The organism is Isosphaeraceae bacterium EP7 (genome assembly GCA_038400315.1).
Classification (GTDB): domain Bacteria; phylum Planctomycetota; class Planctomycetia; order Isosphaerales; family Isosphaeraceae; genus EP7.
Map to the genome: position 1 here is coordinate 5,663,488 of CP151667.1, position 26,924 is coordinate 5,690,411.

A 26,924-nucleotide genomic window follows, 5' to 3' on the forward strand; every position below is an offset into this window, starting at 1 on the left:
ACATCTCGGGAGTTTGCCGATGCGATTGCCTGCATTCCGTGTCCGCACCTTGATGCTCGCCGTGCTGGCGTTCGCTGTTATTGTCGGCGGCCCGATGGAGTTTTCCAGGCTCAGGCGGCTCTCGGCTTATTACCGCTGGTGCGCCGAAATGTGTGCGGCGAATGCTCAGAAATCCGATCAAGCGACCCGTCGTGTGATGCGACAACTCGCCGCGGCCAACCTTAAGCCAGGGGAGGCCGAGCGTCTGAGGCTCGATCTCGAGATCTTCTGTTCGCGGACGGCGAACGAGGCCAACCGCGCGGCAATCTTCGATCACGCGGCGTCGCACCCCTGGGAGGCGGTCCCGGAGCGGACCGCGGAGGCGTACGGGCTCAGGCCTGATACCCCACAAGTGCGTCGACTTCTGGCCCTGCCGATCGATACGTCGGCGCCAGCTCCCGACCCGGGGCCGAATTTCCAGTGGCCCGGCGAGACCATGCTGACTCGCGACATCCCGCCGAATCCCCCAGATCCCTCGGCCGCTCCCAGAACGACCGCCGCACCGTCGCCCTGACACCGTGCCCCGGAAAGGTTCGGCCGATTCGTCGAAAGTCCCTGAAAACTTCGGGCAGGCCAGGGCCCGATCGAATGCGGTGGTGCGCCCGGGGTTGAGGTCGGTATGATGGCGGTTTGGCCGGTGGGTCGGTACGCGCGGTTGTCGGTCGGTGAGAGGGGTGGAGCTTGGAGATGGGGATCGAGGGGGAAATCGAGTCGCTCGATTACCCGGTGGATAATGCTCCGATCCGGAGCCTGGTGCATCGCGGGCTCACCATCGAGGGGTATTCCAGGGCCGCGGTTCAGACCTACTGGCGCATCCCCGAGATGAAGCTGGGGTTCGACCTGGGGGTGCAGCCCTGGTCGTTCATGACCACGCCGACCTGGTTTTTGTCGCACACCCACCTCGACCACGTCGCCGCCCTGCCCGTCTACGTGGCCCGGCGGCGGATGATGAAGATGGCCCCGCCGACGATTTACATGCCCGCCGACGCGGTCGAGCCGGTCGAGGCCCTGCTGCGGGCCTTCCAGCGGCTGGACCGGGGGCGGATGCCGGCGAACCTGGTCGGGCTGGTCGACGGGCAGGAGGTGAACCTGTCGCGCGAGCTGGTCGTGACGGCGTTCGACACCAAGCACACGATCCCGTCGCTGGGCTTCCTGGTCTGGGACCGCCGCCGCAAGCTGAAGGCCGAATACCAGGGGCTGCCCGAGGCCGAGATCCGCGACATCAGGCTCTCGGGCCTGGAGGTCTCCTCCGAGGTCCGGTTCCCGAAGCTTGCGTACATGGGGGACACCGCGCCGGCCGGGCTGGACCATTTCCCCGAGGTCTACAAGGCCGAGATCCTGATCATGGAGATGACCTTCGTCGCCCCCAACGAGCGCGCGTCGGTGATCCACAAGTACGGCCACACCCACCTGGACGACTTCCTGGCGCGGGCCGACCGGTTCGAGAACGACCTGATCATCGCGTCGCACTACAGCACGCGGATGCACCCCGACCAGATCCAGCGCATCGTCGAGAAGCGCCTGCCCGAGAAGCTCAAGTCTCGACTGAAAGTCTGGCTGTAGGCGTCGCGGCCCGGGCCGGCATCCCCTCAACGCGGGCGTCCCTCATCTTCCCCTCCATCAACGACACCGAGAGACGCATGCCCGAACCCGTTCACATGAAGTGGTGCTCGATCCGCCATGGTTCCGACCTGTTCGAGGTCTACTGGGATGCCGCGGAGGGGCGGGCATTGCGGGCCTTCTCCGGGACCTACGTCAAGGACGAGGAGCCCGAGGCGACGGCCAAGCCGACCGGCATCGTGGACGTGCCCTGGACGGCGGTCGAGGCGCGGCGGGCGCGGGCCTGGCTGCTCGACGCCCTGAAGTCGGCCCCCCTGGAGCCCGATTCGTTCGAGGTCGGCCAGCGAGTCGCGCTGATCGGCGGCCACAAGAACGAGACCCTGATCCGCTCCACCGAACCCTGCAAGCTTTGCGCGGGGACGGGGACGCTGGCCAACCCCCGGAAACGCAAGGGGACCGAACCCTGCCGGACCTGCAAGGGGGAGGGGACGATCGTCAAGAACCTGGAGAAGGTGCGCGACGACGCGGGCAACCAGGTCTACGAGGCGTTCGAGCCGGACTCCGCGGGCGTGGTGACGAGGCTGGGGAAGGACCGGGGGACGCTACCCGCTCGGAGCAATAACCTGGACGTCTTCGTGACCCTGGACGACGGCCGCGAGATGAAATGCCCGGTGCGCAAGCTCCGCCTGGAGCGGGCCCCCGAGGGCTACGGCCAGTTCTTGAAGGAGGTCGAAGCCCAGGCCGACGCGATGGACCCGACCCCGTTCCTGGGGTTCCGGGCATCCAGCGTGGAATTCCGCGAGAACAAGGGGGGCGCCTTCCTGGGCACCTTGAAGCGTAAGAGCCTCTAGGCCGGGAGGATGACGGCCTAGCCCCCCGCCCCGCATCACTTGGCCGGGCGCCGCGATCCGACGTCGACGGGCGGGCCTCAACGGGCGGCGGGCGGGAGGAGATGAGTGCCGAGCCAGCGATAGGCGGGGATCTGGGCGGCCCGGAAGTACCTGAGGTCGTGATGGGCTTCGGGATTCTCGGTGAGGTCGACGGCGATGCCCCGACTCGCGGCCAGCCAGGCGAACGAGCGGGCCTGGGCGTCGAAGTTGTAGTTGTCCCGCCCCGGAAAATTGACGTAGATCTCGAGCTGACCCGGACGCAGGTCGGTCCGATTGATGAGGTCGTAGGGGTTATCGTGGGCGATCCTGGACAGGACGTCGGGGCCTGAGCCGTAGACGGGTCCCACATACCGCTTCACCCTGCGGGTGAGAAAACCGTGGTAGTAGCGGGCGATGACCATCTCGGGGTCGTACTGATTGCGTTCGCGGAAGGTGGCGGGGTCGAAGTCGTCGCCGTAGCGGTCGTCGCAGGTGTTATAGAGCATGTTGAGCGGGCCGGCGAGGGTGGCGACGACGCCGAAGAGGTCGCGATGCCGCAGGGCGATGGCCATCGCGCCGTAGCCGCCTGCGGAGATGCCGAGCAGGGCATGCGCGCGGGCCTCGGGGCGAATCGGGTAGGTTCGCACGAGGAAGGGAACGACCTCGTCGATGAGGTGGTCCTCGAAGCGGCCGCCCAGGCCGTTGATCCAAAACGAATGGGTGGCGTTGAGCCTATTCTTGCCCTCGTAGGTGCCGTCGGGCGCGGCGATGATCGCGGGACCGAGCTCGCCCCGGTCCATCATCCGGTCGAGCTGCTTGAGGACGACGGGATCGAGGAGGCCGTGCTCGTCGACGTCGGCGCTGTGGAGCAAGACGATCAGGGGGTAGGAGAGGGCCGGGTTGTATCCGGGCGGAAGGTAGACGTAGAGGTCTCGGGGCCCGCCCAGCACATTCGAGACGAGCCTGCGGTCGGCCCCGTGATTGGACGTGTAGTCGACCACCCGGCCGCAGAGCTTGCCGTTGAGATGATCCAGGCCGATCGGTTCGAACAGTTGAGCACGGGCCGGGGACGCCGTCGCGGCCAGGAGGGCGAGGGCCGCCACGAGTCTTCGCATTGATCGATCCTTCGACCGTGACGAGGCGTGAGATTCATCCGATAACCCGGACAAGATCGGACGTGAGGGGGCGACCTCGCGAGCGATTTTGGCCGGGACGCCGAGTCCCCCGCGAATTCCAGGCTCGCGCGGGGCAAAACCGTCGTTCGGTGATCGGGGCTCACGCCGGCGACGGGCGGCAACAAGGCCCGCACGTCCGCGACCGATGCCGGAAATCGTGCATGGTTCATGGCAGCTTGAATCGACCGCTCCGTTCGGATGACGGTCGAGATCGCTCAAATCAGGACTTCTTTGCCGGAGGCGGGGTCAGGTGTGGCTGGCCGACCAGGCTCGCGGGGATCCCCCACGGGGCTCCGAAGACGAATTCGGCCAAGGGTTTCCGGGTTCTGGGAGCTAGGTCCCGCTGGCGATACGTCTCCGGCAGAGTGTCGGGCTCGGCGGCGTAACCGATCGCCAGGCCGGTCAAGGGCTGCACGCCCTCGGGGATCTTGTACAGTTCCCTGGCCCTGTCGGGCAGGATGCCAATCATCTGGTGGACGCAGAGTCCGCGGGCCGTCGCCTCCAGGGTCAGGCCGGCGCTGGCCAGCCCGAGGTCGTGCAACGCGGCGGCGTTGGGCTTCCCATTCAGGGTGAAACTCAACCTCGTGCAGCCCAGCGCAAGCACCGGCGCGGCCGCGGCCCAGGCCTGGTTCCCCTCGACCAGGCAGGAATGGAGCCGCCCGAAGGCTTCGGGCTCCTCCTTCGTCGCCACGAGGTAGCTCCAGGGCTGCTCGTTGTACGAGGAGGCCGCCCAGCGTGCCGCCTCGAACAACGAGCGGAGATCGTCCTCGGAGACCGGGCGGTCATCGAAGGCGTAGGGGCTCCATCGCTGCGCGAGCAGCTCGTGGATGAGATGGTCGGGGGCCGCGTGCTTCTGGGCGTTCATCACTCGCTCCATGCGCCTCGGCGGTTGAGTCGGAGAGGAGATTCGGCGCGTGATGCACCCGAGTTCGGCGCCGAAGCCCGTCGGTGTCGGTGTCGGTGTCGGTGTCGGTGTCGAGCGATCTTCTGAATCCATCCGCGCCATCCACAACGATTAACGTTCCATTATTTCAATTTCCATGTGATCCGCTAGCGCGTTGTGGAGAAAGGTGCCGGCCAGCCCAGGTCGTCAACGAAGCCGGGGGACAGGGCCGGTCCCCGCTCCGTGGTCCTCCGAAGAGATGTTGATGAACGAGGTTCTGCCGCCCAGGAACGAGCGGATGCCAGTCGCGAGATTTCATCGATCCCGGTCAAGATTCAGAATCGTCACGACCGAAATAACGAATCTCAGGTGTCATGCCTGTTGAGTTCCGCATTTCATATTGCTCGTTATGCAGGATGTCCGGGCTGAAGCGGCCTTGCCAGTCCTAGGAGATTTGAGTGATGGGATGGATCTGCCGCTTGGCGTGCGTGCCGGCCGCCCTGCTCATGTCGACGGTCGTCGCGGCCCAGGACATTCCGGTCGATCCGGCCGAAGCAACGGGCCCCCCCCCGGCGAATTACGCCTCCGGCCTCCAGGCGGAATCGCTGCCGGGCGAGCTCTCGGAAGACATCGACGGGGCCCTGCCCGGGACGCCGTTGGGACCGACACCGGTCGCCGACGTCCGTTTCTTGATGGATAATCTGGGATTCAAGAATTTGGTCGGCGAGAGCCGGATCCGTACCTTCGGCTGGTTCGAAGGGGGTTACACGGGGGCGTCGTCCGGAACCGGCATGCTCTCCGTCCAACCCCGGCAGAACCGCTTCGGCAATGAATTCCTGGTGAACCAGATCGGCTTCGTGATTCAGAAGCCGCTCAAGCAGGATCAGTTCGACATCGGCTTCAACGTCCGCTACTTCGCGGGCGGGGATGCGGCCCTGGGACAGCCCAAGGGGGGCATCGGCGACCCGGTCAGCAACCAGCACTTCGCGCAGGACTTCCGCGACCTTTACATCTCCGCCCACTTGCCCATCCTCACCGAGGGGGGCGTCGATGTGAAGGCCGGCCGGATGAACTCGATCATCGGGTATAACGGGTTCCTGGCCCCCTATCGCCCGTTCTACTCCAGCGACTACCAGTTCTTCTACTCGCAGGACGGTGCCTTCACGGGCGTCCTGACGAATCTGCACGCCACGGACCGGCTTGAGATCTGGAACGGCGTGACGTTCGGGGCGAACACGTTCTTCACCAAGCGCAGCTCGAATTCGATCTGCTACATCGGCCAGGTGAATTACTGGCTCACGGACGAGCACAGGACGCGGCTGACGGCCTCGGTCTACACCGGGCCCGACGCCATTTTCGCCGCGCCCGGCATGAACGGCGACTTCAACACGACCGTGGAACTACGCCTCCAGCACAACTGGACCGAACGGCTCTTCCAGGTGGTCCAGTCCAACATGGGCTGGGATGCCAACACCCCGGTCGGCACCGGCTCGTGGTACGGCCTGTACACGATCGGGATCTACAACCTGACCGACACGATCAGCACCCAGGCCCGTGCGGAATGGTTCGACGACGTCCAGGGGACACGGACCGGGGTCGGGACCAATTACTCCGAGGTGACCCTGGGCCTCAACTGGCACCCCAGCAAGTTCTTCGAGCTTCGTCCCGAGATCCGCGGCGACTTCGCCGGCGCGCCCGCCTACGGCGTCGGCGGCGAACACACCCACTACAGCCAGTTGACCGGCGGCATCAGCGCGCTCGTCAAGTTCTGAGGACCGATCGATCGATCGACGCGAGAGGCATCGAGGCGGCGTTCGGCCCGCCGCCCCGATCGTGTGGCTCAAGCCGTCGCCACCCCTTGCGGCCTCGAGAACCAGTGGTTGGGGGCAAGGTCGGTCGAGTCGAGCAGCCAGGGCCGGGCGTCGGGCCCGACGGTCCAGATCGCGGCGAGGCGGAGGGCGGTCCGGACCAGGTCGGCGGTGACGGCCGACGGGTGGCCGCACCAGCGCATGCAGGCCTCGCCCGACTCGAGCCGGAAGAGCGAGCGCCTGAGGTCGGGGCCGGTCTCGGTCCCGGGAAAGTCCTCGGGAACGGGCCCGGCGATGAACAGGCTGCCCGTGGCCAGGAAGCCGCCGACGTGCCAGCCGGTCTCGTCGGCGTTCCAGGGCCCGTCCCAGCGGAATCGGTCGCGGTAGACGAGCGAGCCCCCGCGATGGGCCTGGAAGTCCTGGACGATCCGCTCGAACTGGTACCGCTCGGAGAGGACTCCGCGGTCGTAACGACCCGGCAACCAGATGTCGCCCCAGAGCAGCCTGGCGCGAGGGGCGAGCGCGACCCGGCCCCGCTGGTAATAGCGGCAGGCGCGGAACGGGATCGCGGGGCCGGGCAGGACGACCAGGCAGGCATCGTCCTCGACCTCGACGTCCCATTGCTGGGTCGCGTAGCTCGAGACGGCCGGGTGGATTCGCGTGGCCGACTGCCCGGTCACGACGGAACGCGTCCCGGCCCTCGCCTTCAGCTCGATCAGGTGCCCGTCGCCGTCCATCAGGCCGGCGGTCAGGTTGATCAGATACAGAAGCGAGGCGGGCTCGCCGTCGAAGTCGAACGGCGGCATCAGACAGACGGGGACCTGATGATAGCTCGAGCCCAGGCGGGTCGAGTCGTCGGGCCCGCGGATCAGCTCGATGCGTGCGCCGCCGACGCGGGCGGCCTGGTGCTCCTTGGGCTGGATGTCCCGGAATTCGGGCGGGATCAGGAGTTCTTGACGAATGATGCGAGTTGCTGGCGCACCCACTTGATCACCTCCTCGACCCCTTCCTTCTGGCGGAGGCTGACCATCAGGAACGGCCGTTCGCCGCGCATCTTCAGGCTGTCCCGCCGCATCACGTCGAGGTCGGCGCCGACGTGGGGGGCCAGGTCAATCTTGTTGATGAGGAGCAAGTCACTGTTGCAGATGCCGGGCCCACCCTTGCGGGGGATCTTGTCCCCTTCCGCCACGTCGATGACGAAGATGAACTGATCGGCCAGTTCCCTGGAGAAGACGGCGGTCAGGTTGTCGCCGCCCGACTCCACGATGACCATCTCGAGCCCGGGGAATTGCCGCTCGAAGTTGACCACGGCGCTGAGGTTGGCGCTGGCGTCCTCTCGAATGGCGGTGTGCGGGCAGCCGCCGGTCTGGACGCCGACGATCCGCTCGACGGGCAGGACGCCGCTGCGAGAGAGGAATTCGGCGTCCTCGTGGGTGTAGATGTCATTGGTGATGACGGCCAGGTTGATCTCGGGCCAGAGCTCGCGGCAGAGCGCCTCGACCAGGGCCGTCTTGCCCGAGCCGACCGGGCCGGCGACACCCAGGGTGAAGACCTTGCGCGACGGGCCGGCATAGCGTGCCGGTCCGGGCCTCCCCCTATGATCGTGGGGATTCTCATCGAAGTGGAAGGCGAGGCCCCAGCGGGGCGCGCGCCGACGGCTCGGCGGGTCGGACATCGGGTCAGGACCGATACATCCGGGCATAGAGTTGAGTTTGCTCATCGCAAAGGATCTCATAAAAGGGTGAGCCGGCGCCCGCGGTCTCGGGCTCGCGGTCGACGAGTTCCGCGACCAGGCCCCGAATGACATCGTGAAGGTAGGCCACCACCTGCTGGCCGTGGGTATGCCCGACCGGGATGGCGCGAACGCCCGCGCCGATCATGCCCAGGGCGGCCTGGTGAAGGTAGGCCGTCAGCACCCCCTCGGGTCCGGCGCCCGCGAGGGCCCCGAGCAGACCGAAGGCGATGGCGTGATGCCAACCGGCCGGGATCTCCGGCGTCGGCCCCGTGAATGGCAGCATCCCCGCGGAGCACCAGGCCCAGGTCGCCCCCAGGGCCAGAAGCTGGTCTCCCATCTCCCGGCTCGCGTGTCGGGTCGAGGGGGGGACGATCGAGGCTTCGAGGAGCACGTTCAGGGCGAGGAAGTCGGCCGGGCGGCCAGCATGCACCGCCCGGCAGGCCGAGGCCACGAGCACCCCTTCGAGCGGGCCCAGCGAGTTGCGGAGCCAGAGGCCGGTCCAACGTTCCAGGGTCTCGGGGTCGTGGACCAGCCGTCGGGCGATCGCCGCCTCGAGCCCCCACGAATGCGTATAGCCGCCGATCGGGAGGGCCGAGTCGGAAATCTGAAGCAGGCACAGATTCATCGTTCACCGAAGTTCGCGGGCGGTTGACGGCGAGGCGGGCGGGGGTCGGACCGTCCGGATCAGAACAGGAAATACCGTTGGGTCAGGGGGAGCGACTCCATCGGCTCGCTGCCGACCGACTCGCCGTCGACGTACACCTGATAAGTGTCGGCGTCGACCCGAATCTCGGGGGTCGCCTCGTTGCGCCTCATGTCCTTCTTGCCGATCGTGCGGCAATTCTCCACGCCGACGAGCTCGCGCTTGAGGCCGTAGCGCTCGCCGATCCCCGCCTTGATCGAGGCCTTCGACACGAAGCTCAGGCACGAGTGGGAGAGGGCAAGGCCGAGCGACGCGAACTGCGGGCGCATGTAGACCGGCTGGGGCGTGGCGATGCTGGCGTTGGGGTCGCCCATCTGAGCGGCGACCAGCAGGCCCCCCTTCAGGATGAGGAACGGCTTCACGCCGAAGTAGGCCGGGTCGTACAGCACGAGGTCGGCCAGCTTGCCCCCCTCGATGCTGCCGACGTGATTGCCGATGCCGTGGGTGATCGCCGGGTTGATGGTGTACTTGGCGACATAGCGCTTGACGCGCTCGTTGTCGTTGCGCGAGCTGTCGCTGGCGAGCGGGCCGAGCTGCACCTTCATCTTGTGCGCGGTCTGCCAGGTCCGCACGATCATCTCGCCGATGCGGCCCATGGCCTGCGAGTCGGAGCTCATGATGCTGATGATGCCGCGGTCGTGGAACACGTCCTCGGCGCCGATGGTCTCGGCTCGGATCCGGCTCTCGGCGAAGGCCACGTCCTCGGGGATGCTCCTCGACAGATGATGGCAAACCATCAGCATGTCGAGATGCTCGTCGATCGTGTTGACGGTGAACGGCCGCGTCGGGTTGGTGCTGGAGGGGAGCACGTTGGGCAGGCCGGCGATCTTGATGATGTCCGGGGCGTGGCCGCCGCCGGCGCCCTCGGTGTGGAAGCTGTGGATCGCCCGGCCGTCGATGGCCGCGATCGTGTCGTCGATGAAACCGCACTCGTTCAGGGTGTCGGTGTGGATGGCGATCTGGATGTCGTACTCGTCGGCCACCTTCAGGCTGGTGTCGATGACGGCGAGCGTGGTGCCCCAGTCCTCGTGCAGCTTCAGGCCGCAAGCACCGGCCTCGACCTGGTCGCGCAGGGGCTTGGCGATGCTGCCGTTGCCCTTGCCCAGGATGCCGACGTTGACCGGTAGGCCTTCGAAGGCCTGGAGCATCCGCATGATGTTCCAGGGCCCCGGCGTGCAGGTGGTCGCCCAGGTGCCAGTGGCCGACCCGGTGCCGCCACCGATCAGGGTCGTGACACCGCTGGCGATGGCCACCTCGATCTGCTGAGGGCAGATGAAGTGGATGTGGGTGTCGATCCCGCCGGCCGTGCAGATCCGGCCCTCGCCGGCGATGATCTCGGTGCCCGGCCCGATGACGAGCCTCGGGTCGACGCCGTTTTGGGTCAGGGGGTTGCCCGACTTGCCGACGGCCACGATCCGGCCTTCGCGGATGCCGATGTCCCCCTTGACGATCCCCCAGTGGTCGATGATCACCGCGTTGGTGATCACCAGATCGCAGTGGGGCGGGCTCATCGGCTCGTCCAGCGGGCACTGGTCCTGGCCGTCGCGGATCGACTTGCCGCCGCCGAAGATCGACTCCTCGCCGTAGTCGGTGTAGTCGTGCTCGATCTCGATGATCAGCTCGGTGTCGCCCAGGCGGATCCGGTCGCCGGTGGTCGGGCCATATTTCTTTGCGTACGCCTTGCGGGAAATTCGGACGCTCATCGCTCGATGTCTCCAATCGTTCTGGGTGAGAAGGCTTCGGACTCTATCCGGATGGTCAGCCCGACTTCTTCTCAGAACGAGAGGGACCTTTGCCGCCGCCCGGCTTCGGCCCGGCGGGCTTCGTGTCGGCGGCGCCGGGCTCGGAGGGCTTGTGGCCGTACCCGGCGGCGAAGCAGCGATCCAGGCTGCACTGCTTGGTGTAGGGGTCGTCCAGGCGGCCCATCACCAGCGCGTTGAATCCGTAGACGACGCGCCGGCCGCCGTAGGGGATCAGATTGACGTCCCTGACATCGCCCGGCTCGAATCTGGCGGAAGTGCCGCTCGGCAGGTCGAGCCGCATGCCATAGGCCTTCTCCCGGTCGAGGACCAGGGCCCGGTTCACCTCGAAGAAGTGGTAGTGCGCCCCGATCTGGATGGGGCGGTCGCCGGTGTTGTTGACGGTCACCGTCACCACGGTCTGGTGCTCGTTGAGGACGATGTCGTCGCCGTCGAAGAAGTACTCGCCGGGGATCATGGGTCTGCCTCCGAGGTTTCGATGCGTGCCTGGATGTGCCGAAGACGACGTTTAGCGGATCGGGTCGTGGACCGTGACCAGTTTGCTGCCGTCGGGGAAGGTCGGCTCGACCTGGATCATCGAGATCATCTCGGGGACCCCGTCCATCACGTCATCGCGTCCGAGGATCTCGCGACCGGCGGCCATGATCACCGCGACCGACTTGCCGTCGCGGGCCATCTCCATCAACTCGGCCGTGATCAGCGCGATGGACTCGGGCACATTCAGCTTGAGGCCGCGTTCTTTGCGAGCCCTGGCGACCTGGGCGGCGACGAAGATCAGGAGCTTGTCGCGCTCCTGCGGGGAGAGATTCATCGGCGAGACTCCACGGGACAGGTGCTCATCTTCTGCGGGACGACTTCCGACGCTCCGGGCGCCGGCGGTCCATTGATCCGGGTGATACGGGTGCGGACGTCGTGTGCGGCCCGAGCAGCCTCCCTTCGAACCAGCCCAATGCGAGGACGATCCAGGTCGCAAGGACGAAGGGGGCCGTCAGGGCGGGCAGGCCGAGCAGGGGGACGACTTCGGTCAGGGGGACCGACAGGAGGATGCCCAGCAAAGGCGGGATCAGCGAACGCCGCCAGAGAGACAGGGCCACCGCCGCCAGGGTCGCGTTGTATCCGTAGAGACCGAGCGCGATGTTCTCGAGCAGGGCGCGTTCGACGAGCCGCTCGGGGTCGATCGCCCTGGCCGTCACGGTGGCGTGGTAGCTGCCCACCAAGGTGCCCACGATGGCACCCACCACCACCCAGGCCGCGTGCTTCGTGCTGCCGAGGGCGATGCCGAGCAGGAACAGCACCCCGGTCGCGATGCTCGCCTGGAACATCACCTGGCCCACCCCGTGCAGCACCGCCTCGGCGAACGTGGCCGAGATCGCCGCCCCGGGGGCCACCGGTGCGACGCCCGTCCTCAGGCCCAGGAAGTAGATCGCCCAGGTGATGAGGATGAACGGAGTGGTATAGGTCGGGAACGGCACATGTTTCCGCATCAAGTGGGTCAGTGCCGCCGCGGCGACGCTGCCGACCACGAGCATGGCGATGCTCGCCGGCCCCTGCTTGAAGAAGAAGAACGTGGCGATGCCGACCAGGGCCGAGTTGAATCCGTAGATTCCGGCCGCGATTTCCGCCTCGTCGAATTTCAGCAGCTTGGCCGTCAGCAGCCCGAGCGCCGAGCCGACGACCGCGCCGATCGCCATCAGCGGAGAGCCGATCGCGATGCCGATGACGAAGCAGAGGCCCGAAAGGGCGTTCTCCTGGAAGAAGACCTGCCCGATCCCCCGGAAGACGGGGCGGATCGGGCCCGGGATGACGGAATCCGACATGATCTGCATCGATCGAGCCTCGAAAGGACGATGGGCAATTCTTCGACGGATCTCGACAATCGACGGCCCGCTCACTCCGCGCGGCCAGGCGCCCGTAGTCCCGGACCACGCGTGGCCCCGAGACTGCTCGTGGGTGATGGATCAGGACCAGTGGTCCGCTCCGGTCGGACGCGAGGTCCGACTCAGGAGCTGGACTCATGGCCGGGTCGGCCGATCAGCCGAAGATTTCGACGGTGCCGGACTTCAGATGATAGGTCCCGCCGACCACCTTGAGATCGCCGGACTTGACCATCCCCGACAGGATCGGGTCGAGGCCCTTGAGCCGCTCGACGTTTTCGAGGACGTTGGCCTTGATTGCGTTGGTCAGCTTGTCGCCGGGCTGTTCCCTGCTCTTGATCGCGGCCGGCCTGATCAGGTCGACCAACCCTCGGATTGATCCGGGCAGGACGTCGTTGGCGTCGATGTGATCGATGGCGGCCTGGACGGCGCCGCACTTCTCGTGGCCAAGGACGATGATGAGCCGGGCGCCAAGCTCGGCCACCGCGAACTCGATGCTCCCCTTCAGGGCGGGGCCGGTGCCGCTGATGATGTTGCCCGCCACGCGGACCACGAAGAGGTCGCCGACCCCTTGGTCGAAGATCAGCTCGGGCGAGACCCGCGAGTCGGCGCAACCGACGATGATTGCGACGGGGGCCTGCCCTTCCGCGAGCGGCAGGAAGTCGGCCGGCCTACGCCCGGGGTGAGTCAGCTCCCCCTTGACGAATCGCTGATTGCCTTCGAGGAGGCTGGCGAGCACTGCGTCGGGCGTGGCCCGCACGGCCGGCTCCGCGACGGCCGGGCGGGCGCACGACAGGGCAACGCCCGCCGCGCCAATCGCCAGGCCCGAGCGGCTGAGGAACTCGCGACGCGACGACGCGGCCGCAACCTCCGATGGGTTGCCTCCGCCCTCGACGACGGACATCGGATCCTGAGCCTGGACGTTCGTTGGCCGGGGCTGATTCCGGGGCGTTCTCATGGCGATCGTTCCAGCAGGTTCGCCAAGACCGGCGGGGTTGAACGCAATTCAACCCGACGCGTCGTCGGCGGGGAAGTGTGTTGAGACCGCAAATTCGGAGTCATATTCGGTTATTGCCCATACTCTCGCCTTTACGCGAGCTGCAAGCAACAGGTTGCTCGGGTCGCCGAAGGAATTGGGCCGGTTGACCCGAATCTAGGCATCGGGGAATTCATCAAGGAGCGTTTTTGCTCGAATTTGCTCGGAGGACTGATGCGTTCAGAGGTTCAGACCGAGCACCCTGGTTCCACTCTCCTCAGAAGTAGAGCTGGAACCTCAGCCAGAACATGTCGGCGCTCTCCTGCAAGTGACCGGCCCGGTACTGGACCGGGTCGCCGAATTGCCCGTGGAGCCAGAACATGTAAATTTTGATGTATTCGTTCCAGTACCAATTTGCACCGAGCTCGGTCGTGACGGCCGAGTTGGACCAGAGATTCGGATCGGCGAAGCCCGCGTTGAAGATTTCCCGCCCGAGGCTCAGACGACTGACGCGAGCGACGGCCTCCCAGGCGCCCGGCCCTCGGATTCCCCCCGACTCCAGCGGGATGAACGGCCGCAAGGGCCGGACCCTGGCACGCTGCTCGATCTGCTCGCCGGTCAGGAAGTAGGCGCCCGTGAGGTAGAAGCCCGAGAACGGAACTCGAGTCGACGACGGGTTGGCGGCCGACGCATAGCCGCCGTAGCCGTACTGCCACTCGCCGATCAGGGAGAGGCTTTTGTAGAAATACGCGGCATGGGTCGAGCCCAGCACACGCTGTCCGCGCTCGACCACGTCGCGGTTGAGAATCAGGAACGGGGTCGTGCCGGCCCCCGGGATATCGCCGTTCGGCGAGCCGCCGCCGAGCCGGAACGACATCGGCACGGCCTGCTGGTCCTGGTGGCCGACCGCGACCGAGGTGCCGACGTTGAGGAACCGGGCGAACGGCAGGGCGTCCGTCTGTTGAAACGGCCGCGCATTCAGGTAGCCGACGAAGTCCACGCCGTTGGCGAGGCTTTCGAAGGAGTTGCGCGAGCCATTGAAGATGCCGGCGGCGTAATCGACCTGCTTGTCGAACAGATAGCCCCAACCCATCAGGCCGAACTGGCGATTCAGGCTGAGATTCGTCGTGAACAGCGAACGCTCGGGAGTCGGCAGCCAGTAATTCGAGATTGCGTACTGATCATAGGGAAGCGGCGTGAAGAAGCGGCCGAAGCGGACCTGGAACCGGTCGTCCAGATGCAAGTTGATGAACGCGTTGAGGACGTTGACCGTCCCCCCCGACCCTCGGTTGATCGCGAGCTCGTACTCGACCTGCCGCGTGAGATGCCCGCTGAAGAAGATTCGCTGACGGGGAAGGAAGATCCCGCTATTGTTCGGATCCTGATCGGACCGGCCCCAGACTCGCCCCTCGATCTGGGACTCATAGTGGATCTGGAGCTGAAATTCCCGGTTCTCGGTCTGAAACTGAAACCCCGGCCCGAAGCTGCCCAGGAGCGGCAAGCGGCCTGAGCTTGAGCCGGGTCGCCCCGTCGGGGGGGCGAAGCCGGGCGCGGGCGTGAATGGGGCGAACTGGCCTTCGGTATAGTCCGGGACCGGGCTGACATCCGCCGTCGGAGGGTCGCCCGTCGGAACCGTCGCATCCTCGAGAGCATCGCCACCGAGCCCCGGGCGCGTTGTCCGACCATCGGTCTGATCCCCGAAGCGTTCGAGGATCTCCCTGATCTGGGCGTCGTGCTCACGCTTGCTTCGTTCAAGCTCGTCGGCGAGCTTCCGATTCGTGTCTTCCATCGCCCTGAGCCGCTCGGCAAGTTGCTCGACCGTGATCGGCCCAGCCTGGGGGAGCGGAGGTGGGGCCGTGGTGGAAGGGGTCGCGGGGGTGGGCAGGATGACCGGCGGACGATCCTGCGACCTGGCGATCGAGCGGAATACGGCCAGGGTCATCCAGATGACGACAACGACCCTACGCCAGACAGGCCGACGAATCCCCGATCTCACGCGATTTCGACTCCGTCCACCGGACGCACAGGCTCCATCGCCCTTGGCCGACCCGGAGGCCGATCAATCCCTCGCACGCGGTTGGGACGCAACCTAATCTTTGTCGGCGAATCTCACAATCTCGGATGTCGCGATCTCGGGGCCGCGCAGCGGTCACCCGCCGGCGAATCCGGGCGGTGAGTCGAACGGACCAGGCCTGATCACATAAAATTCTTAATATAATCACTTTTTGACGTGCGGTGAGTCCTCACGCGAGGGCCTTGCGATGGCGTCGAGAATCTCAGATCATTTGCGGGGTCGACGGCAGCGCTTCGAGCCTTCAATTCGACGGTAACGGGCCGCGGCACAAACACTTCGGCGCGATCGCGGCCTCGCCGCAAGCCCCCGAATTCTGCCCGCAGACGAGCGATTCAAGCGAAACTGCCGCCGAGGATGGGCGGGGATTGATCCCCGTTCGGCGGTCCGGCGGTGTTCGATCCCGGGAGAAAGTCCGATGAGAACGCGTTCCTACCCGAGGGCCACGATGGCCGTCGGTGTCCTGATTCTCGGCGGCCTCGCCGGCCTGGCAACGGCCGCGTACCAGGGGGCGGCCCCCCGCTTTGTTTACGCCTCTGGCGCCCAGGGGGTCCGCTACTATGCCAACCCCGGCGCCCGTGCCGTCACTCAGGCACCCCCCGCCCAACGCCGGACCGTCGGGCCGGGCACGCGAGATTGGACGTCAGGACGACGGCTGGGCATGCACAAGCCCTGGCTCCAGTCCCGGGGCTGACCGAATCCGCAAGCGACAACATCCACCCAAGCATAATGATCCGGCCGTCGTGCCGGCGAGGGAGACGGCGATGATGAAAGACTTGAAGGTGTGGCTCGCGGTCATCCTTCTGGGCGCATTTGCGCTCGCTGAAGGAACCACACACGCGGCGGATTGGAAGTCGGAGCACGACGCCGGTTGGGCCGCTTACAAAGAAGGTCGGCTCGACGACGCCGAACGGCATCTCAAGCTGGCGGAAGCGGAAGCGAAGAAGCTCGGCGAGCAGGACCTGGGGCTGGCGACGACCCTCGACCACCTCGCCTGGGTCTTCTGCGCCGAGGGCAAGTGCGACGAGGCCGTGACCCTGGCCAAGTCGGCCCTGGCGATCCGCGAGAAGGCCCTGGGCAAGGACCACCCCGACGTCCTGGTCAGCCTGAACACGGTGGCCTGTGCCTTCGATGCTGCGGGCCAGCCTGCCGAGGCCAAGCCCGCATACGAGTCGTATCTGGCCGCCGCGGAAAAGGCCCACGGCGCCGAGAGCGTGATCGTGGCCGAGGCGCTGGACAACCTCGCCACGGTCGATCATCTGCTGGGAAACGCCCCCAAGGCCGAAGCCTCGTACAAGCGGGCGCTCGCCATCCGCGAGAAAGTCGCCGGCGACAAGCCCGTCGACCTCGCCCCGACCCTGCATAACCTTGGTCTCTTCTACATCGATCAGAAAAATTACGCGGCCGCGGAACCGCTCCTGAAGCGTGCCCTCGACATCAGCACGAAATCGCTGGGCGAAGATCACCCCGACGTGGCTTCCAACCTCGAAGCCCTTGGGTGGCTGTACGCAAGCCAGGACAAGGCCGCCGAGGCGGAGTCGGTGCTGAAGAAGGCCCTGGCACTCTACGAGCTCGACCTCGGCGCGGATCACCCGCACGTGGCGCGATGCAGCTCCAAGGTGGGCCAGGTCTGCTCGACGCTAGGCCATCAGGCCGAGGCCGAGGCCTGCTGCAAGCGAGCGGTGGCCATCTGCGAGAAGGCCGGCAACGATCCGATCGAAACGGCCGTCACCCTCGACGAATACGCAGCCGTGCTCCGCAAGGCGGGCAAGAAGGACGAAGCCGAGGCGGCCGAGGCCAAGGCCAAGACCCTCCGCAAGTCTCACGAACCGGCCAAAGCCCCGAAACGCTGAACTTCGGGCAAACCAGCGAGTCGGCCCGGTGTCACTCACCCAGGGGGAGGTCTTCTGACCATCATGACGCCGGACACAGCCGGACCCGAGCTGAGATGACGCATTGCGTCAGATCAATGTCCGAATGAGACCTCCTCACCGCGACTCGGCCCTCGACCGTCGTCGGGCCAGGGCGTTCAAAAGACCCCTGACCCCGACGACGTATCCCGACGATCGGCCGTGGCTTCGATGGACGACCGCAAGTCGAGTCGCGCCCTTGAGTGTGATCGTTTCCGAGAACGTGACGGTGGCTCTCGAATGTAAGCCGGTCACCTGCCTGTGCTGCGTGCGTGGCAATCGGCGGGAGATTCCCGAGCAACCAATCGCCGTGTTGGCCGACGTCAGGCGGCCCGCGCCTTGGTTCGATGATGTCGCCGATGACGCATCCTGGAGGCCGCGACGAATGAATTTTCGAACTCATCGCAAGCTCGTCCTGGTCCTCCTGGCCATGCACATCGCCCGTCCGGCGACCGCCGATGGGCCGGGGATTCTCTCCCCCGGCGCACGCCCGGAACTCCTTCAGGAACATGGCGCGGGCGAGGGGCCGGCCTGGCACCCGAAGCTCGGCCTGCTCACAAGCGGCAACGGCGACATCGTTCGCCGCGACCTCGACGGCAAGGTCTCGGTCTTCCGCAAAGGGGCCGGTTCGAATGGTCTGATGTTCGACCGCCAGGGGCGGCTGGTCATCTGCGAGGCCGCGAACCGCCGCGTCACACGGATCGAGGTCGACGGGCGACTGACCATCCTCGCCGAACGCTACGACGGCCACCGCTTCAACCAGCCGAACGACCTGGCACTAGACTCTCACGATCGCATCTACTTCACCGACCCCTGCTACGGCGACCGCACGGGCATGGAGATGGTCGACGCCGACGGCCGGAAGGTTGAGGGCGTTTACAGGATCGACCCCGACGGCCGGGTCAGCCGCATCATCGCGCACGAGGTGGACCGGCCAAACGGGCTGGTCGTCACCCCCAATGACCGAACACTCTTCGTCGCCGACAACAACAACGACAGAGTCGGCGGTGCCCGGAAGCTCTGGAGGTTCGTGCTCGGGCCCGAGGGAACGATCGACCCCGACAGCCGGACGCTCGTTTATGACTGGGGCGCCACGCGAGGCCCCGACGGCATCAAGCTCGACGCCGCCGGACGCCTGTTCGTCGCGGCCGGCTCGAACCGGCAGAACCCACCCTACGAGACGCAGGAGAAGCCCACGGCGGGCATCTATGTCTTCTCGCCGACTGAGAAGCTCCTCCAGATGATCCCGATCCCTCGCGACGAGTGCACCAATTGCGGCTTCGGCGGCGACGATTTCAAGACCCTCTTCGTCACGGCAGGCGGCACGCTCTGGTCGGTGAAATTGAATGAGCCGGGGCGCACGGTTTGGAACGTGAAATGAGGCCCTGAGATCACATTCGATCAGCAATCCCAAATCCGTCCCGCCGACAGCGATTTTCATCAGACTCATCCCGTTCGGCCTCATGCTGTCGACACTAGCCAGCAAGGTTGGTGTCCGAGCAAATCTCCGGGCTCGCGACCGAATTCGCGCGTTGAATGAGTTGTTCAACAAGGAAGTTACGGGCAACGAAGCACGATTTGGAGCAAGCCCCCAAGGCCAATCGGATCGGCCAGAAGAAGTGGCAGGACGTGGTGCGGCCATTGGGCGAGAAAAGGAGCGGCGGATGCAGCGAAGGACATTCCTCGGTGCACTGGCAGTCGGCACGCTGCGCGGGGCGGAAACGCCCCCACTCCGGCTCGGAATGGCCGGCCTGGTGCACGGCCATGCGGCAGGATTCCTGTCCCGATACCGTGATTCCAAAGAGATCGATCTCGTCGGTGTCGCCGAGCCCGATCGGGAGGTCGCGGCACGCTACGTCAAGCGATCCCGGCTCGATCCGGCGTCGGTCTATCCCTCACTCGAGGTCATGCTCGACCGTTCGAAGCCGCAGGCCGTGGTCGCGTTCACCGACACCGCGGATCATCTTGCGGTCGTCGAAGCCTGCGCTCGCCGCAAGATCCCGGTCATGGTGGAGAAGCCCCTCGCCATCAACATCGAGCAGGCTCGTGCCATCGAGCGGGCCGCGGCCGCGGCCGACATCCCCGTGCTGGTCAACTACGAGACGACCTGGTATCCGTCCAATCACGCCGCTTACGCCCTGGCCAAGACCACAAAATCACTCGGCGAGATCCGCAAGGTTGTGGTCCACGACGGCCACCGCGGGCCGAAGGAGATCGGAGTCCAGCCCGAGTTCCTCGCCTGGCTGACCGATCCGGAACGTAACGGTGCCGGTGCCCTATTCGACTTCGGCTGCTACGGCGCCAACCTGATGACCTGGTTGATGGACGACGCGCGACCGACCTCGGTGACCGCCGTGACCCGGCAGTTCAAGCCCGAGATCTATCCCAAGGTGGACGACGAGGCGACGATCCTCCTGGAATATCCCGGCGCGCAGGCGATCATCCAGGCGTCGTGGAACTGGCCGTTCGACCGGAAGGACCTGGAGATCTACGGCCGGACCGGGCAGGTGCTGACGGTGGCGAAAGACGGACTCAAGGTTCGCCTGGAAGGGAAACCGGAAGAAGTCCGCCAGGCGGACCCGCTGCCGTTACCCGTCGACGACTTCTTACGCTATTTCGCCGCCATCGTGCGGGGTGAGGTCAAGCCTTCGGGGCTATCCTCGTTGAAGAACAATCTGATCGTCGTGGAAATCCTCGACGCCGCCCGCCGCTCAGCCGCGATGGGTCAGACGGTGCGTCTCAACTGACTGCCCATGGGGATGTCGCGACCGGCGCCCGCTCACGCCGCCCACCGGGCCAGTTCCGCCCGTTTCAGCTCATCGCGCCAAGAGGCACAGGATAGCCCCCCTGCCCCATCGAGACACGACACTCGAAGAGAAAGGGGGCGCCCCGGGTCGACGTCGCGATCCCGGGCGCCTCGTGTTCACTTCCCGCCGTTCGCGGCACCGATCTTGGCCGGCGACGCGCCGGCGAGCTTGATCTGTCGCGGCTTGGCGGACTCCGACTTGGGCAGCGAGAGCGTGAGGACGCCGTGCTCGAATTGGGCCTGCGCCCGGTCCGAGTCCACCGGCGTGGCCAACGACACCGATCGCTGGAACGATCCGGAACGTCGCTCGCGGATGTGCCAGTGCTCGCCCTTCCTCTCCTGCTCCTCCTTGCTCTCGCCGCGGATGGTGAGCGTGTCGCCGTGGACGGTGATTTGCACGTCCTCGGGCTTGACGCCCGGCAGCGACGCCTTGACAACGAAGCTGTCCTCCGTCTCGGAGACGTCGAGCGGCAGCGTCGCCAGGCCGCTGGTGGCCGAGAGTGCCCCGGGCCGGACGAAGCTGTCCTGGAACAGTGTGCTCATCGCATCACGGAGGCTGATCGGCTCGCGGAATGGAAAGGGATCCCAACGTTCGATCGCCATCAGATTCCTCCTTTCTGATTGGGGAAGGTCCTCCCAGCCCTCAATCGCGGAATGAGTCTTCTCCCGGAGCGTGGTCGAACCACCGAATTTCACAGCAAACAACGCGCCGATTCTTTCAACAAATGTGACAACATCGTGAACGCAATTGGAAGCACGTTCCGGGGACGACTCCCATTTCCGGCCGACGCCATGGGCCGGTATGCTACGGTCATGCAGAGTCTCGCTCGATCACCATCCATCGGTGCGAAGCGGCGGAGAGTCGATCCGATCGTCGTTCAGAGTTGCATCTTCAAGACATGGCGGACGTCGAGCATTTCTGGCGACGGCGGCGGCGAGAGCGACCGCAAGGCGCCTTCATCCACGCTTTCGTAGAATCGGCGGATCGCTGCGACTCGGGGCCTCGTCTCGCGATTCGTGTCGATCCGATTGCCCATAGGCAAGCAGGCGAGAACTCAGGCCGATGCAGCGGGACGTCAGGCTTCTCGACGTTTCGAGCGGAGCAGTTGCGCGGGCTCGCGAAAATCGGGCATTCACAACCTGATAAAGGATCCGCGAGCCATCAGGGCGGATCGAACTTTGAGGCCTCGGCTTCCGACCTCCACGCCCGCCAATAGGCCCCAAATCGGGCGACGAAGACTCCGGGACGCTCGCCAAAAATGTCCCGTCCCAGGGCGATTGCGTCCCGCTGGAGTTCGGCCCGGCGGCCGTCGATTAGCGGCAGGAGCGTTGCTGCCGACGCCGTCTCGGCCTCCCCGTCGCCGATGGCTTGGATCGAATCTCGCAAGATGACCAGGTCGTGATCCTCGCCCAGGAGATCCGCCAGCCAATGTGCCGCCACGGCCCGATCTTCGATGAATCCGGGCCGAATGGGCAGGAGCATGTCCAGCGCATAACGGAGGTCCTTGACCCGCTTCCGCCACTCGTGAAGGCCCTCGTCGGTCGGGGCATCCGTCGCTTCGTGGAACGCCCCGAGGCCCCGCTTGTAAATCCTCCGCAAGCCGACTTCGAGGGCGTCCCAGTCGTGCCCTGCGACCTCCCAACGCTTCACCTCCCGACGGGCCTTCTCCAGTGTCTCGACGAGTTCTTCAAGGGCTTTCCCCTCATCGAGGACCCGCCGGTCGACTTCCCCTTTGAGACCGAGGAGAAAATCACGAACCGGGCCGATGGACTCCGGCCCGATTTGCCCGGCGGACCACTCGGCCAATCGGTCGAGCGTCTGGACGAGCACGCTGGCGTCTCGCAGTTCGGACAGGGGACGCCCTGCATCGCGAAAACGGGCGTCCTCCCGGTCGGCGAGCTTCCCCCCAAGTCCGCCTCTGGTAAGTCGGATCAAGGCACGGACCTTCCTGAGCCGCTGGCGGATACGATGGACAACGTCCTCTGGCGCGGCAGCGTCCGAGCCCTTCAGTTCGCCCAGCGCCTGGTCGATCTGGGTGCCGGCGATCCGCCGGACCCTCTTCGCGACCGATTCGTCTGCCTTGAATTGAAATGCCATCGTCCGTCTCCCGACCGCGTCCACGATCACCTCGTCTCCGGCGACTTCCCGCCCCAGCCAGTGGGGGCCTGGAACTGGCGGGCGGCTTCCTCGCGGGGAAACTCGATCTCGGCGGTGACGTGCCCCATGAGCCTGCGCCGGGAAACATCGGCCTTGATGGTGGGCCCGTCGTGCGGAAGCTGGCGATGGGCTTGCCCAGCGTTGAGGGTAGCACCGACCAAGCATCGCCTTACCGAAATTCTCGGTCGAACCCGGCCTGGAGTGCCTTGCTCCCACGCTCCCGGACGATTGCCTCGACTCTCTCGCGCAGACGCGGGTCATCCTTGTAGATTCGAATCGCCGACAGCGCGTCGATTGCGGTGAGTTCCGGCCCGGTTCCGATGAGCTCGTTCAGGTACTCAACCGAGGCGGGTCGCCTGAGGATGGCGATGGCCAGAAGTACGTGCTGTCTCAATTCAGTTGAGTGACACCGCTCAAGGCATCGCTTCAGCGGGTCGAGGGCTTCGGACAGGCGTGACTTTCCAAGTGCCAGTGCCGCCGCCTCGCAAGCAGCCGCATGGCCTGGTTCAAGGAACTCGATGACGATCGACAGATTCTCCACCGGGTCAACCGTGAGGAGCCCCAGGAGGCAATCGGAGAACACATCGAGATCTTTGTCGCCGATGCGAACCTTGAGGCGGAGAATCAACCCCGCGCTCTCGGTCCCGATGGCTCCGAGCGCCATTGCCGCGGCGGATCGCACGTCCCTTGCGGGGTCGATCATCGCATCGACGAGCAAGGGCAAGGAACTCGCGCCTTCAACGCGCGCCAGCGCGACGAGTGCGGCCGCTCGCACGGGTGGGGCGGAATCCTCCGTCGTGCCCCAGACCGGCTCGAGTTGGACGTGTCTCGCCGCCTTCAGGAAGACGTCCGACTTCTGATGCTCCATCTTGTCGAGGGCCTGGACGATCGCGATCTTGGCGCGGCAGAGCTTGTCATCCTTGAGCGGATTGACGAGAAACCGATCGAAGGCCGCTACCAGGTCTTTGGACAGTTCGACGAGCATGTTCTCGCCGGCGATGGGCGCCGCCGCGGCGACGACCAGATTTGACCGATCGCCGATCGACTTCCGCAGTTCGGAAATCTGCTCTGGTGTGAGCGATTGCCCGCGGAGTGTTCGAATCGCCGCCAGTTTGTCATCCAGCGACGCGCGCCCAGCCATGCTTCGTTCCGAGGCCTGGAAGAGGTGAGTTCGTGGAGCCCCATCATACCCCCAATCGTTCACGGCGAGCGACGCCGACCTGGCTGGGAGGGTCGTCCTGAAGGCGCTAATAGACAATCCCAACGAAAAAAGGGCTCCCGGCAAATGCCGGGAGCCCTTTCAATGCAAGTGCCGAAGAGAGGACTTGAACCTCCACGGGCCGTTAAGCCCACTAGGACCTGAACCTAGCGCGTCTGCCAATTCCGCCACTTCGGCATTGAGATCAAACGGAAATCGCCTTGATGGCGAGAGAACTTACGTCACCTCACCGTATTCGACGAGTGATGGGGTGATTCTAAACGATGCACCCAGTTAGGGCAAGAGCTTCGTCGCGGGCGGAGGCGTTTTTAGCGGTCCCCTTTGGGAGTCTCGGAGCTCCCGCTCGAGCGCTGATCTTGCGGTCGTCCACAAGCGTAGAAATTCATCGATCGGATCAGGATTTGACGGCCGCATAACTCGGGCGGAACCAGGTGCCGATCAGGCCGAGGAACAGGCCGGCGAGGGCGGCCGTCGAGAGGAAGAGGCCGTTGCGGAAGGAGACAGGGTTGTAGGTGTAGACGAGCTTGTGCCGGCCCGATGGGACGCCCGCGCCTCTCATGGCCCGATTGGCCCTGAGGATCGGCGCGGGCTTGTCGTCGATGGTCAGGGTCCAGCCCGGATAGAAGACATCGGCCAGGACGACGATCCCGGGCCGCATCATGTTGACGTCGATCTCGACCCTCTGCGGCGAGGGGTAGCGGACGACCGGGACTTCCGACGGATCGGTGATCGAGCGGGTGATGAAGGGTCGCACCTGGTTCACGTCGGTCGTCTCGATCCAGGCGATCGCCTTCGGGTCGATGACGGCCCAATCGGGCATCTTCCAGATGGGGTCATCGGCGTAGAGGATCTCGTTCATCGGCTCGACGCGCGAAGTCTTATCCATCCCTTCGACGGGCTTCAGGAGCCGGACATCGTGGACGACCCAGGCACGGGGGTAGGCGGAGCGATTGCGCAGAATCCGGTAGTCACGAGTCTTGGCGTATTCCAGCTCACGGGCCTCGCGATCGGGCCCGTCGAAGGCGCCGGCCGGGGGATGAACCGCATCGGAGTTGAAGACGAACGAGGCATAGCCCCGATTTTCGTCCTTCCAACCGGCCGAGATGCTGGGCACGACGAAGTATCGAGTATTCCAGAGATCGTAGCCGCGTCTGGGCTGGTAGACGATCCTCTCGCCTTCTGGAATCATGAGGGCGCCGGAGACCTGGGGATTGGCGGATCGCCAGAACGGGGCGAAGAACCAGTCGTAGTCATATAACTCGGCGGTGCCCAGGGTATGGGTATACTCGGCGCCGTAGTTGATCCCGTACTTGGGCTGGATGGTGGCCCGCTCCCACTCGACGAAGTCGGCCACGCGATCGTTCGAGGCCTGCTCCTGCCAGATCATCGGATCCCAGATGGGCATCCTGTGGATCCGGAACGGGCCCGTCGCCGGGTCAAGCTTCTCCGCGTCCTGGATCAGCTTGAGGACCTCGGGCGTCCCCTCGAGCATCGATTGCGGGACCGTGGCGATGAACCGTGAGTTGGCCATCGCCAGGTCAACCGAGGCGAGGAGGAGCAAAGCGGCGCCGGCGAGCCTGGGCCGACGACTCGCGAGAGCCGCCAGCAGCGCCAGGCAGGCGAGCACGCCGGCCGAGTGCACGAACGCCATCCTCGCATTCTGGAACGCCCCCTGGACGTTGAGCGGCCCGAGCTGCGAGCCCGAGGCCGGCTCGGCCGCCGAGGCCGTGAGCCAGCCTACGAACGGCCCCCGGGCCAGCGTGATGGCGAGGATCGCGGCCAGGCCGATCCCCGAGAGGGCCAGCGCTCGCCGCCGAAGGCGACGGGCGGCCTCTTGGTCGGCGATGACGCGGTCCCAGCCCGCACCCGCGAGGATGGCCAGCGCCAGCACGGTGAAGGTGAGCAGCTTGGCCGGATAGCGGAAGGTGTGGAACCCCGGGAAGATCAGGGTCATCATCCAGTAAACGCTGCCATCTCCGTCTCGCAAGTGGCCATCGAATCGGATCGCCGAGGTATCCGGGCCGTCGGGGATGCCGATCAGGCGGGTGAGTGACGGGACACCGCGGGCCCACCAGAGAGGACCGCCGTATTCACCGAGACCGGCGACGAAGCTCAGGCCCGCGACCACGAAGAGCCAACGACGCCACGGGGGGGCGGAGCCCGACTCGGGCCGGGCCATTGCCGCCCAGGCAAGCAGCAGGACCGAGGCCCCCATGTAGAGCGTCGGGACCCAGTTCTTCGCGTGGCGGGTGCGGGGCGGAAGAAACTGATGCCAGGACGTATTGCCGGCCGTGCCGATGTATGAGCCGAAGAAATTCGGCCAGATGGCCCCGACAAGCGCGTCCGGCTCGACGCTGAATGGGTAGATGTCGTGGGTCGACTGGTCGGCCGACCTGGACGTCAGGGCGGTGAACTCGACCACCGGCAACAGTTGCGCCGCGGAGAGCGCCCCGGCGAGGCCGGCGGCGAAGCCCAGGCCCGCCAACCGAACGACGATCGGTCCCCGCCTTCCCCCCTTCCTGCGTGACAACATGACAACCAGGACCAGCGCCCAGCAAGCCGCCGTCAGTCGGGGAAGCCAGGGGACGATCGGCAGGACAGGGGGCGGAAAACCCTTGGGTCGCAGACTTGGCGTGATTGCGGCGAAGGCGAGCACCGCCAGACAGTAGACGATGCCGATGGAGAGCAAGCCGATCGGCCCAGGCATACTGGATCGTGCGAGCGAACGTCCTTCCAAGCGTCCAGAGAGCATGAACGCATAGAGCCCGGCGAAAAGGCCGGTGAGGTAGGATGCCTGCGGGTCGCCCCCCAGCACCTGCATCGCCAGGACCGTGGCCAGGCCCAGAATCGCACGGGTGCGCCCCAGCCTCAACCAGCGGTCGACGGCAAGAAAACCCAGCGGCGCCCAGGCCGCGCCGACCAGGAAGATGATGTTGCAGTACTGGAACACGATGGGACCGGCGAACGCATAGCTGAGGCCCGCCAGCCCCGATCCGACCGCCGAGATCGACCAGGAGCGTGCCAGCGCGAACGCGGCGACAAATGCAAGGACGACATGCGCCACCGCATACAGCCGTGCCCCCCAGGCATAGGGAAGGACGGTGTAGATGAGCTTGCCCGGATAGAGCACCGCGGCCGTGGGCTGTCCCAGCAGCGGCATCCCGGAGTTTTCTTCCATCTCCCAGAGCGGCCATCGGCCCGCCTGCCACTCGGCCTCCACCCGCTGATAGAGCGGATAGTAGAAGTGCGCCGAGTCTCGGAAGGCGAGCTGACCGCCCCGGAACAGGGCATCGCCGAAGAAGACCGCGACCAGGGCCACCAGGCACGCGAAGCTCAGGGCGGGCAGCGGGAAGCGGCGCATGGAGGGATGGCCCGTGA

The 26,924-nt window shown here is 65.8% G+C and carries 24 protein-coding genes and 1 tRNA gene; 8 read left to right on the forward strand and 17 right to left on the reverse strand.

Translation table 11 applies throughout. The features are described 5' to 3' along the window. Positions 1-19: 19 nt before the first annotated feature. The 3 genes from EP7_RS22315 (at position 20) to EP7_RS22325 (ending at position 2,450) form a co-directional block, all read left to right on the forward strand. Entirely contained in the window at positions 20-553 is a 534-nt protein-coding gene (locus EP7_RS22315) for a hypothetical protein (protein WP_463524347.1), read from the forward strand. 173 nt (positions 554-726) lie between these two features. Then, positions 727-1,602: an MBL fold metallo-hydrolase gene (locus tag EP7_RS22320; RefSeq protein ID WP_463524348.1), complete on the forward strand. Its 876-nt coding sequence runs from the start codon at positions 727-729 to the stop codon at positions 1,600-1,602. 77 nt (positions 1,603-1,679) lie between these two features. Next, positions 1,680-2,450: a DnaJ-like cysteine-rich domain-containing protein gene (locus EP7_RS22325; RefSeq protein ID WP_463524349.1), complete on the forward strand. Its 771-nt coding sequence runs from the start codon at positions 1,680-1,682 to the stop codon at positions 2,448-2,450. A gap of 77 nt (positions 2,451-2,527) precedes the next feature. Here EP7_RS22325 and EP7_RS22330 read toward each other — a convergent pair whose 3' ends face one another. Next, on the reverse strand, positions 2,528-3,583 hold the full coding sequence (locus EP7_RS22330) for an alpha/beta hydrolase-fold protein (protein WP_463524350.1): 1,056 nt from the start codon (positions 3,581-3,583) through the stop codon (positions 2,528-2,530). Positions 3,584-3,863: 280 nt separating this feature from the next. Continuing rightward, entirely contained in the window at positions 3,864-4,508 is a 645-nt protein-coding gene (locus EP7_RS22335) for a nitroreductase family protein (RefSeq protein ID WP_463524351.1), read from the reverse strand. Positions 4,509-4,987: 479 nt separating this feature from the next. Here EP7_RS22335 and EP7_RS22340 point away from each other — a divergent pair, with 479 nt between their 5' ends. Beyond that, the gene (locus EP7_RS22340) at positions 4,988-6,298 is read left to right on the forward strand and encodes an outer membrane beta-barrel protein (RefSeq protein ID WP_463524352.1); all 1,311 of its coding nucleotides are present in this window, start codon (positions 4,988-4,990) and stop codon (positions 6,296-6,298) included. Between the two features lie 68 nt (positions 6,299-6,366). Here EP7_RS22340 and EP7_RS22345 read toward each other — a convergent pair whose 3' ends face one another. The 9 genes from EP7_RS22345 to EP7_RS22385 all read right to left on the reverse strand — a co-directional run bounded on the left by EP7_RS22345 (position 6,367) and on the right by EP7_RS22385 (position 15,378). Further along, positions 6,367-7,320, reverse strand: a complete 954-nt coding sequence (locus EP7_RS22345) for an urease accessory protein UreD (protein WP_463524353.1) — start codon at positions 7,318-7,320, stop codon at positions 6,367-6,369. Then, positions 7,278-8,009 carry an urease accessory protein UreG gene (gene ureG / locus EP7_RS22350; protein WP_463524354.1) on the reverse strand — a complete coding sequence of 244 codons (732 nt, stop codon included), beginning with the start codon at positions 8,007-8,009 and terminating at the stop codon, positions 7,278-7,280. The genes EP7_RS22345 and ureG overlap by 43 nt, the downstream gene beginning before the upstream one ends. Before the next feature lie 4 nt (positions 8,010-8,013). Further along, positions 8,014-8,694 carry an urease accessory protein UreF gene (locus EP7_RS22355; protein WP_463524355.1) on the reverse strand — a complete coding sequence of 227 codons (681 nt, stop codon included), beginning with the start codon at positions 8,692-8,694 and terminating at the stop codon, positions 8,014-8,016. A 59-nt stretch (positions 8,695-8,753) separates the two neighbouring features. Then, a complete protein-coding gene (gene ureC / locus EP7_RS22360) occupies positions 8,754-10,475 on the reverse strand; it encodes an urease subunit alpha (RefSeq protein WP_463524356.1) in 1,722 nt (573 codons plus the stop codon). A gap of 55 nt (positions 10,476-10,530) precedes the next feature. Then, on the reverse strand, positions 10,531-10,989 hold the full coding sequence (locus EP7_RS22365; RefSeq protein WP_463524357.1) for an urease subunit beta: 459 nt from the start codon (positions 10,987-10,989) through the stop codon (positions 10,531-10,533). 51 nt (positions 10,990-11,040) lie between these two features. Next, complete coding sequence (locus EP7_RS22370) at positions 11,041-11,343, reverse strand: urease subunit gamma (protein ID WP_463524358.1); 303 nt, start codon at positions 11,341-11,343, stop codon at positions 11,041-11,043. 25 nt (positions 11,344-11,368) lie between these two features. Further along, complete coding sequence (locus EP7_RS22375; RefSeq protein ID WP_463524359.1) at positions 11,369-12,358, reverse strand: urea transporter; 990 nt, start codon at positions 12,356-12,358, stop codon at positions 11,369-11,371. Between the two features lie 205 nt (positions 12,359-12,563). Further along, positions 12,564-13,364, reverse strand: a complete 801-nt coding sequence (locus EP7_RS22380) for a carbonic anhydrase (RefSeq protein ID WP_463524360.1) — start codon at positions 13,362-13,364, stop codon at positions 12,564-12,566. Between the two features lie 295 nt (positions 13,365-13,659). Continuing rightward, complete coding sequence (locus EP7_RS22385; RefSeq protein ID WP_463524361.1) at positions 13,660-15,378, reverse strand: OprO/OprP family phosphate-selective porin; 1,719 nt, start codon at positions 15,376-15,378, stop codon at positions 13,660-13,662. 493 nt (positions 15,379-15,871) lie between these two features. On the opposite strand from EP7_RS22385, the gene EP7_RS22390 reads away from it, so the two are divergent. The 4 genes from EP7_RS22390 to EP7_RS22405 all read left to right on the forward strand — a co-directional run bounded on the left by EP7_RS22390 (position 15,872) and on the right by EP7_RS22405 (position 20,110). Further along, complete coding sequence (locus tag EP7_RS22390; protein ID WP_463524362.1) at positions 15,872-16,147, forward strand: hypothetical protein; 276 nt, start codon at positions 15,872-15,874, stop codon at positions 16,145-16,147. A 73-nt stretch (positions 16,148-16,220) separates the two neighbouring features. After that, complete coding sequence (locus EP7_RS22395) at positions 16,221-17,306, forward strand: tetratricopeptide repeat protein (RefSeq protein ID WP_463524363.1); 1,086 nt, start codon at positions 16,221-16,223, stop codon at positions 17,304-17,306. A 442-nt stretch (positions 17,307-17,748) separates the two neighbouring features. Further along, the gene (locus EP7_RS22400) at positions 17,749-18,744 is read left to right on the forward strand and encodes an SMP-30/gluconolactonase/LRE family protein (RefSeq protein ID WP_463524364.1); all 996 of its coding nucleotides are present in this window, start codon (positions 17,749-17,751) and stop codon (positions 18,742-18,744) included. A 283-nt stretch (positions 18,745-19,027) separates the two neighbouring features. Beyond that, entirely contained in the window at positions 19,028-20,110 is a 1,083-nt protein-coding gene (locus tag EP7_RS22405) for a Gfo/Idh/MocA family protein (RefSeq protein WP_463524365.1), read from the forward strand. Positions 20,111-20,286: 176 nt separating this feature from the next. Here EP7_RS22405 and EP7_RS22410 read toward each other — a convergent pair whose 3' ends face one another. The 6 genes from EP7_RS22410 to EP7_RS22435 form a co-directional block, all read right to left on the reverse strand. Beyond that, positions 20,287-20,772: an Hsp20/alpha crystallin family protein gene (locus EP7_RS22410; protein ID WP_463524366.1), complete on the reverse strand. Its 486-nt coding sequence runs from the start codon at positions 20,770-20,772 to the stop codon at positions 20,287-20,289. Between the two features lie 559 nt (positions 20,773-21,331). Beyond that, on the reverse strand, positions 21,332-22,267 hold the full coding sequence (locus EP7_RS22415; protein ID WP_463524367.1) for a CHAD domain-containing protein: 936 nt from the start codon (positions 22,265-22,267) through the stop codon (positions 21,332-21,334). A gap of 26 nt (positions 22,268-22,293) precedes the next feature. Further along, complete coding sequence (locus EP7_RS22420; RefSeq protein WP_463524368.1) at positions 22,294-22,488, reverse strand: hypothetical protein; 195 nt, start codon at positions 22,486-22,488, stop codon at positions 22,294-22,296. 8 nt (positions 22,489-22,496) lie between these two features. Next, entirely contained in the window at positions 22,497-23,468 is a 972-nt protein-coding gene (locus tag EP7_RS22425; RefSeq protein WP_463524369.1) for a HEAT repeat domain-containing protein, read from the reverse strand. A gap of 169 nt (positions 23,469-23,637) precedes the next feature. Then, a tRNA-Leu gene (locus EP7_RS22430) sits at positions 23,638-23,723 on the reverse strand. 217 nt (positions 23,724-23,940) lie between these two features. After that, the gene (locus tag EP7_RS22435; RefSeq protein WP_463524370.1) at positions 23,941-26,907 is read right to left on the reverse strand and encodes a hypothetical protein; all 2,967 of its coding nucleotides are present in this window, start codon (positions 26,905-26,907) and stop codon (positions 23,941-23,943) included. Positions 26,908-26,924: the final 17 nt, after the last annotated feature.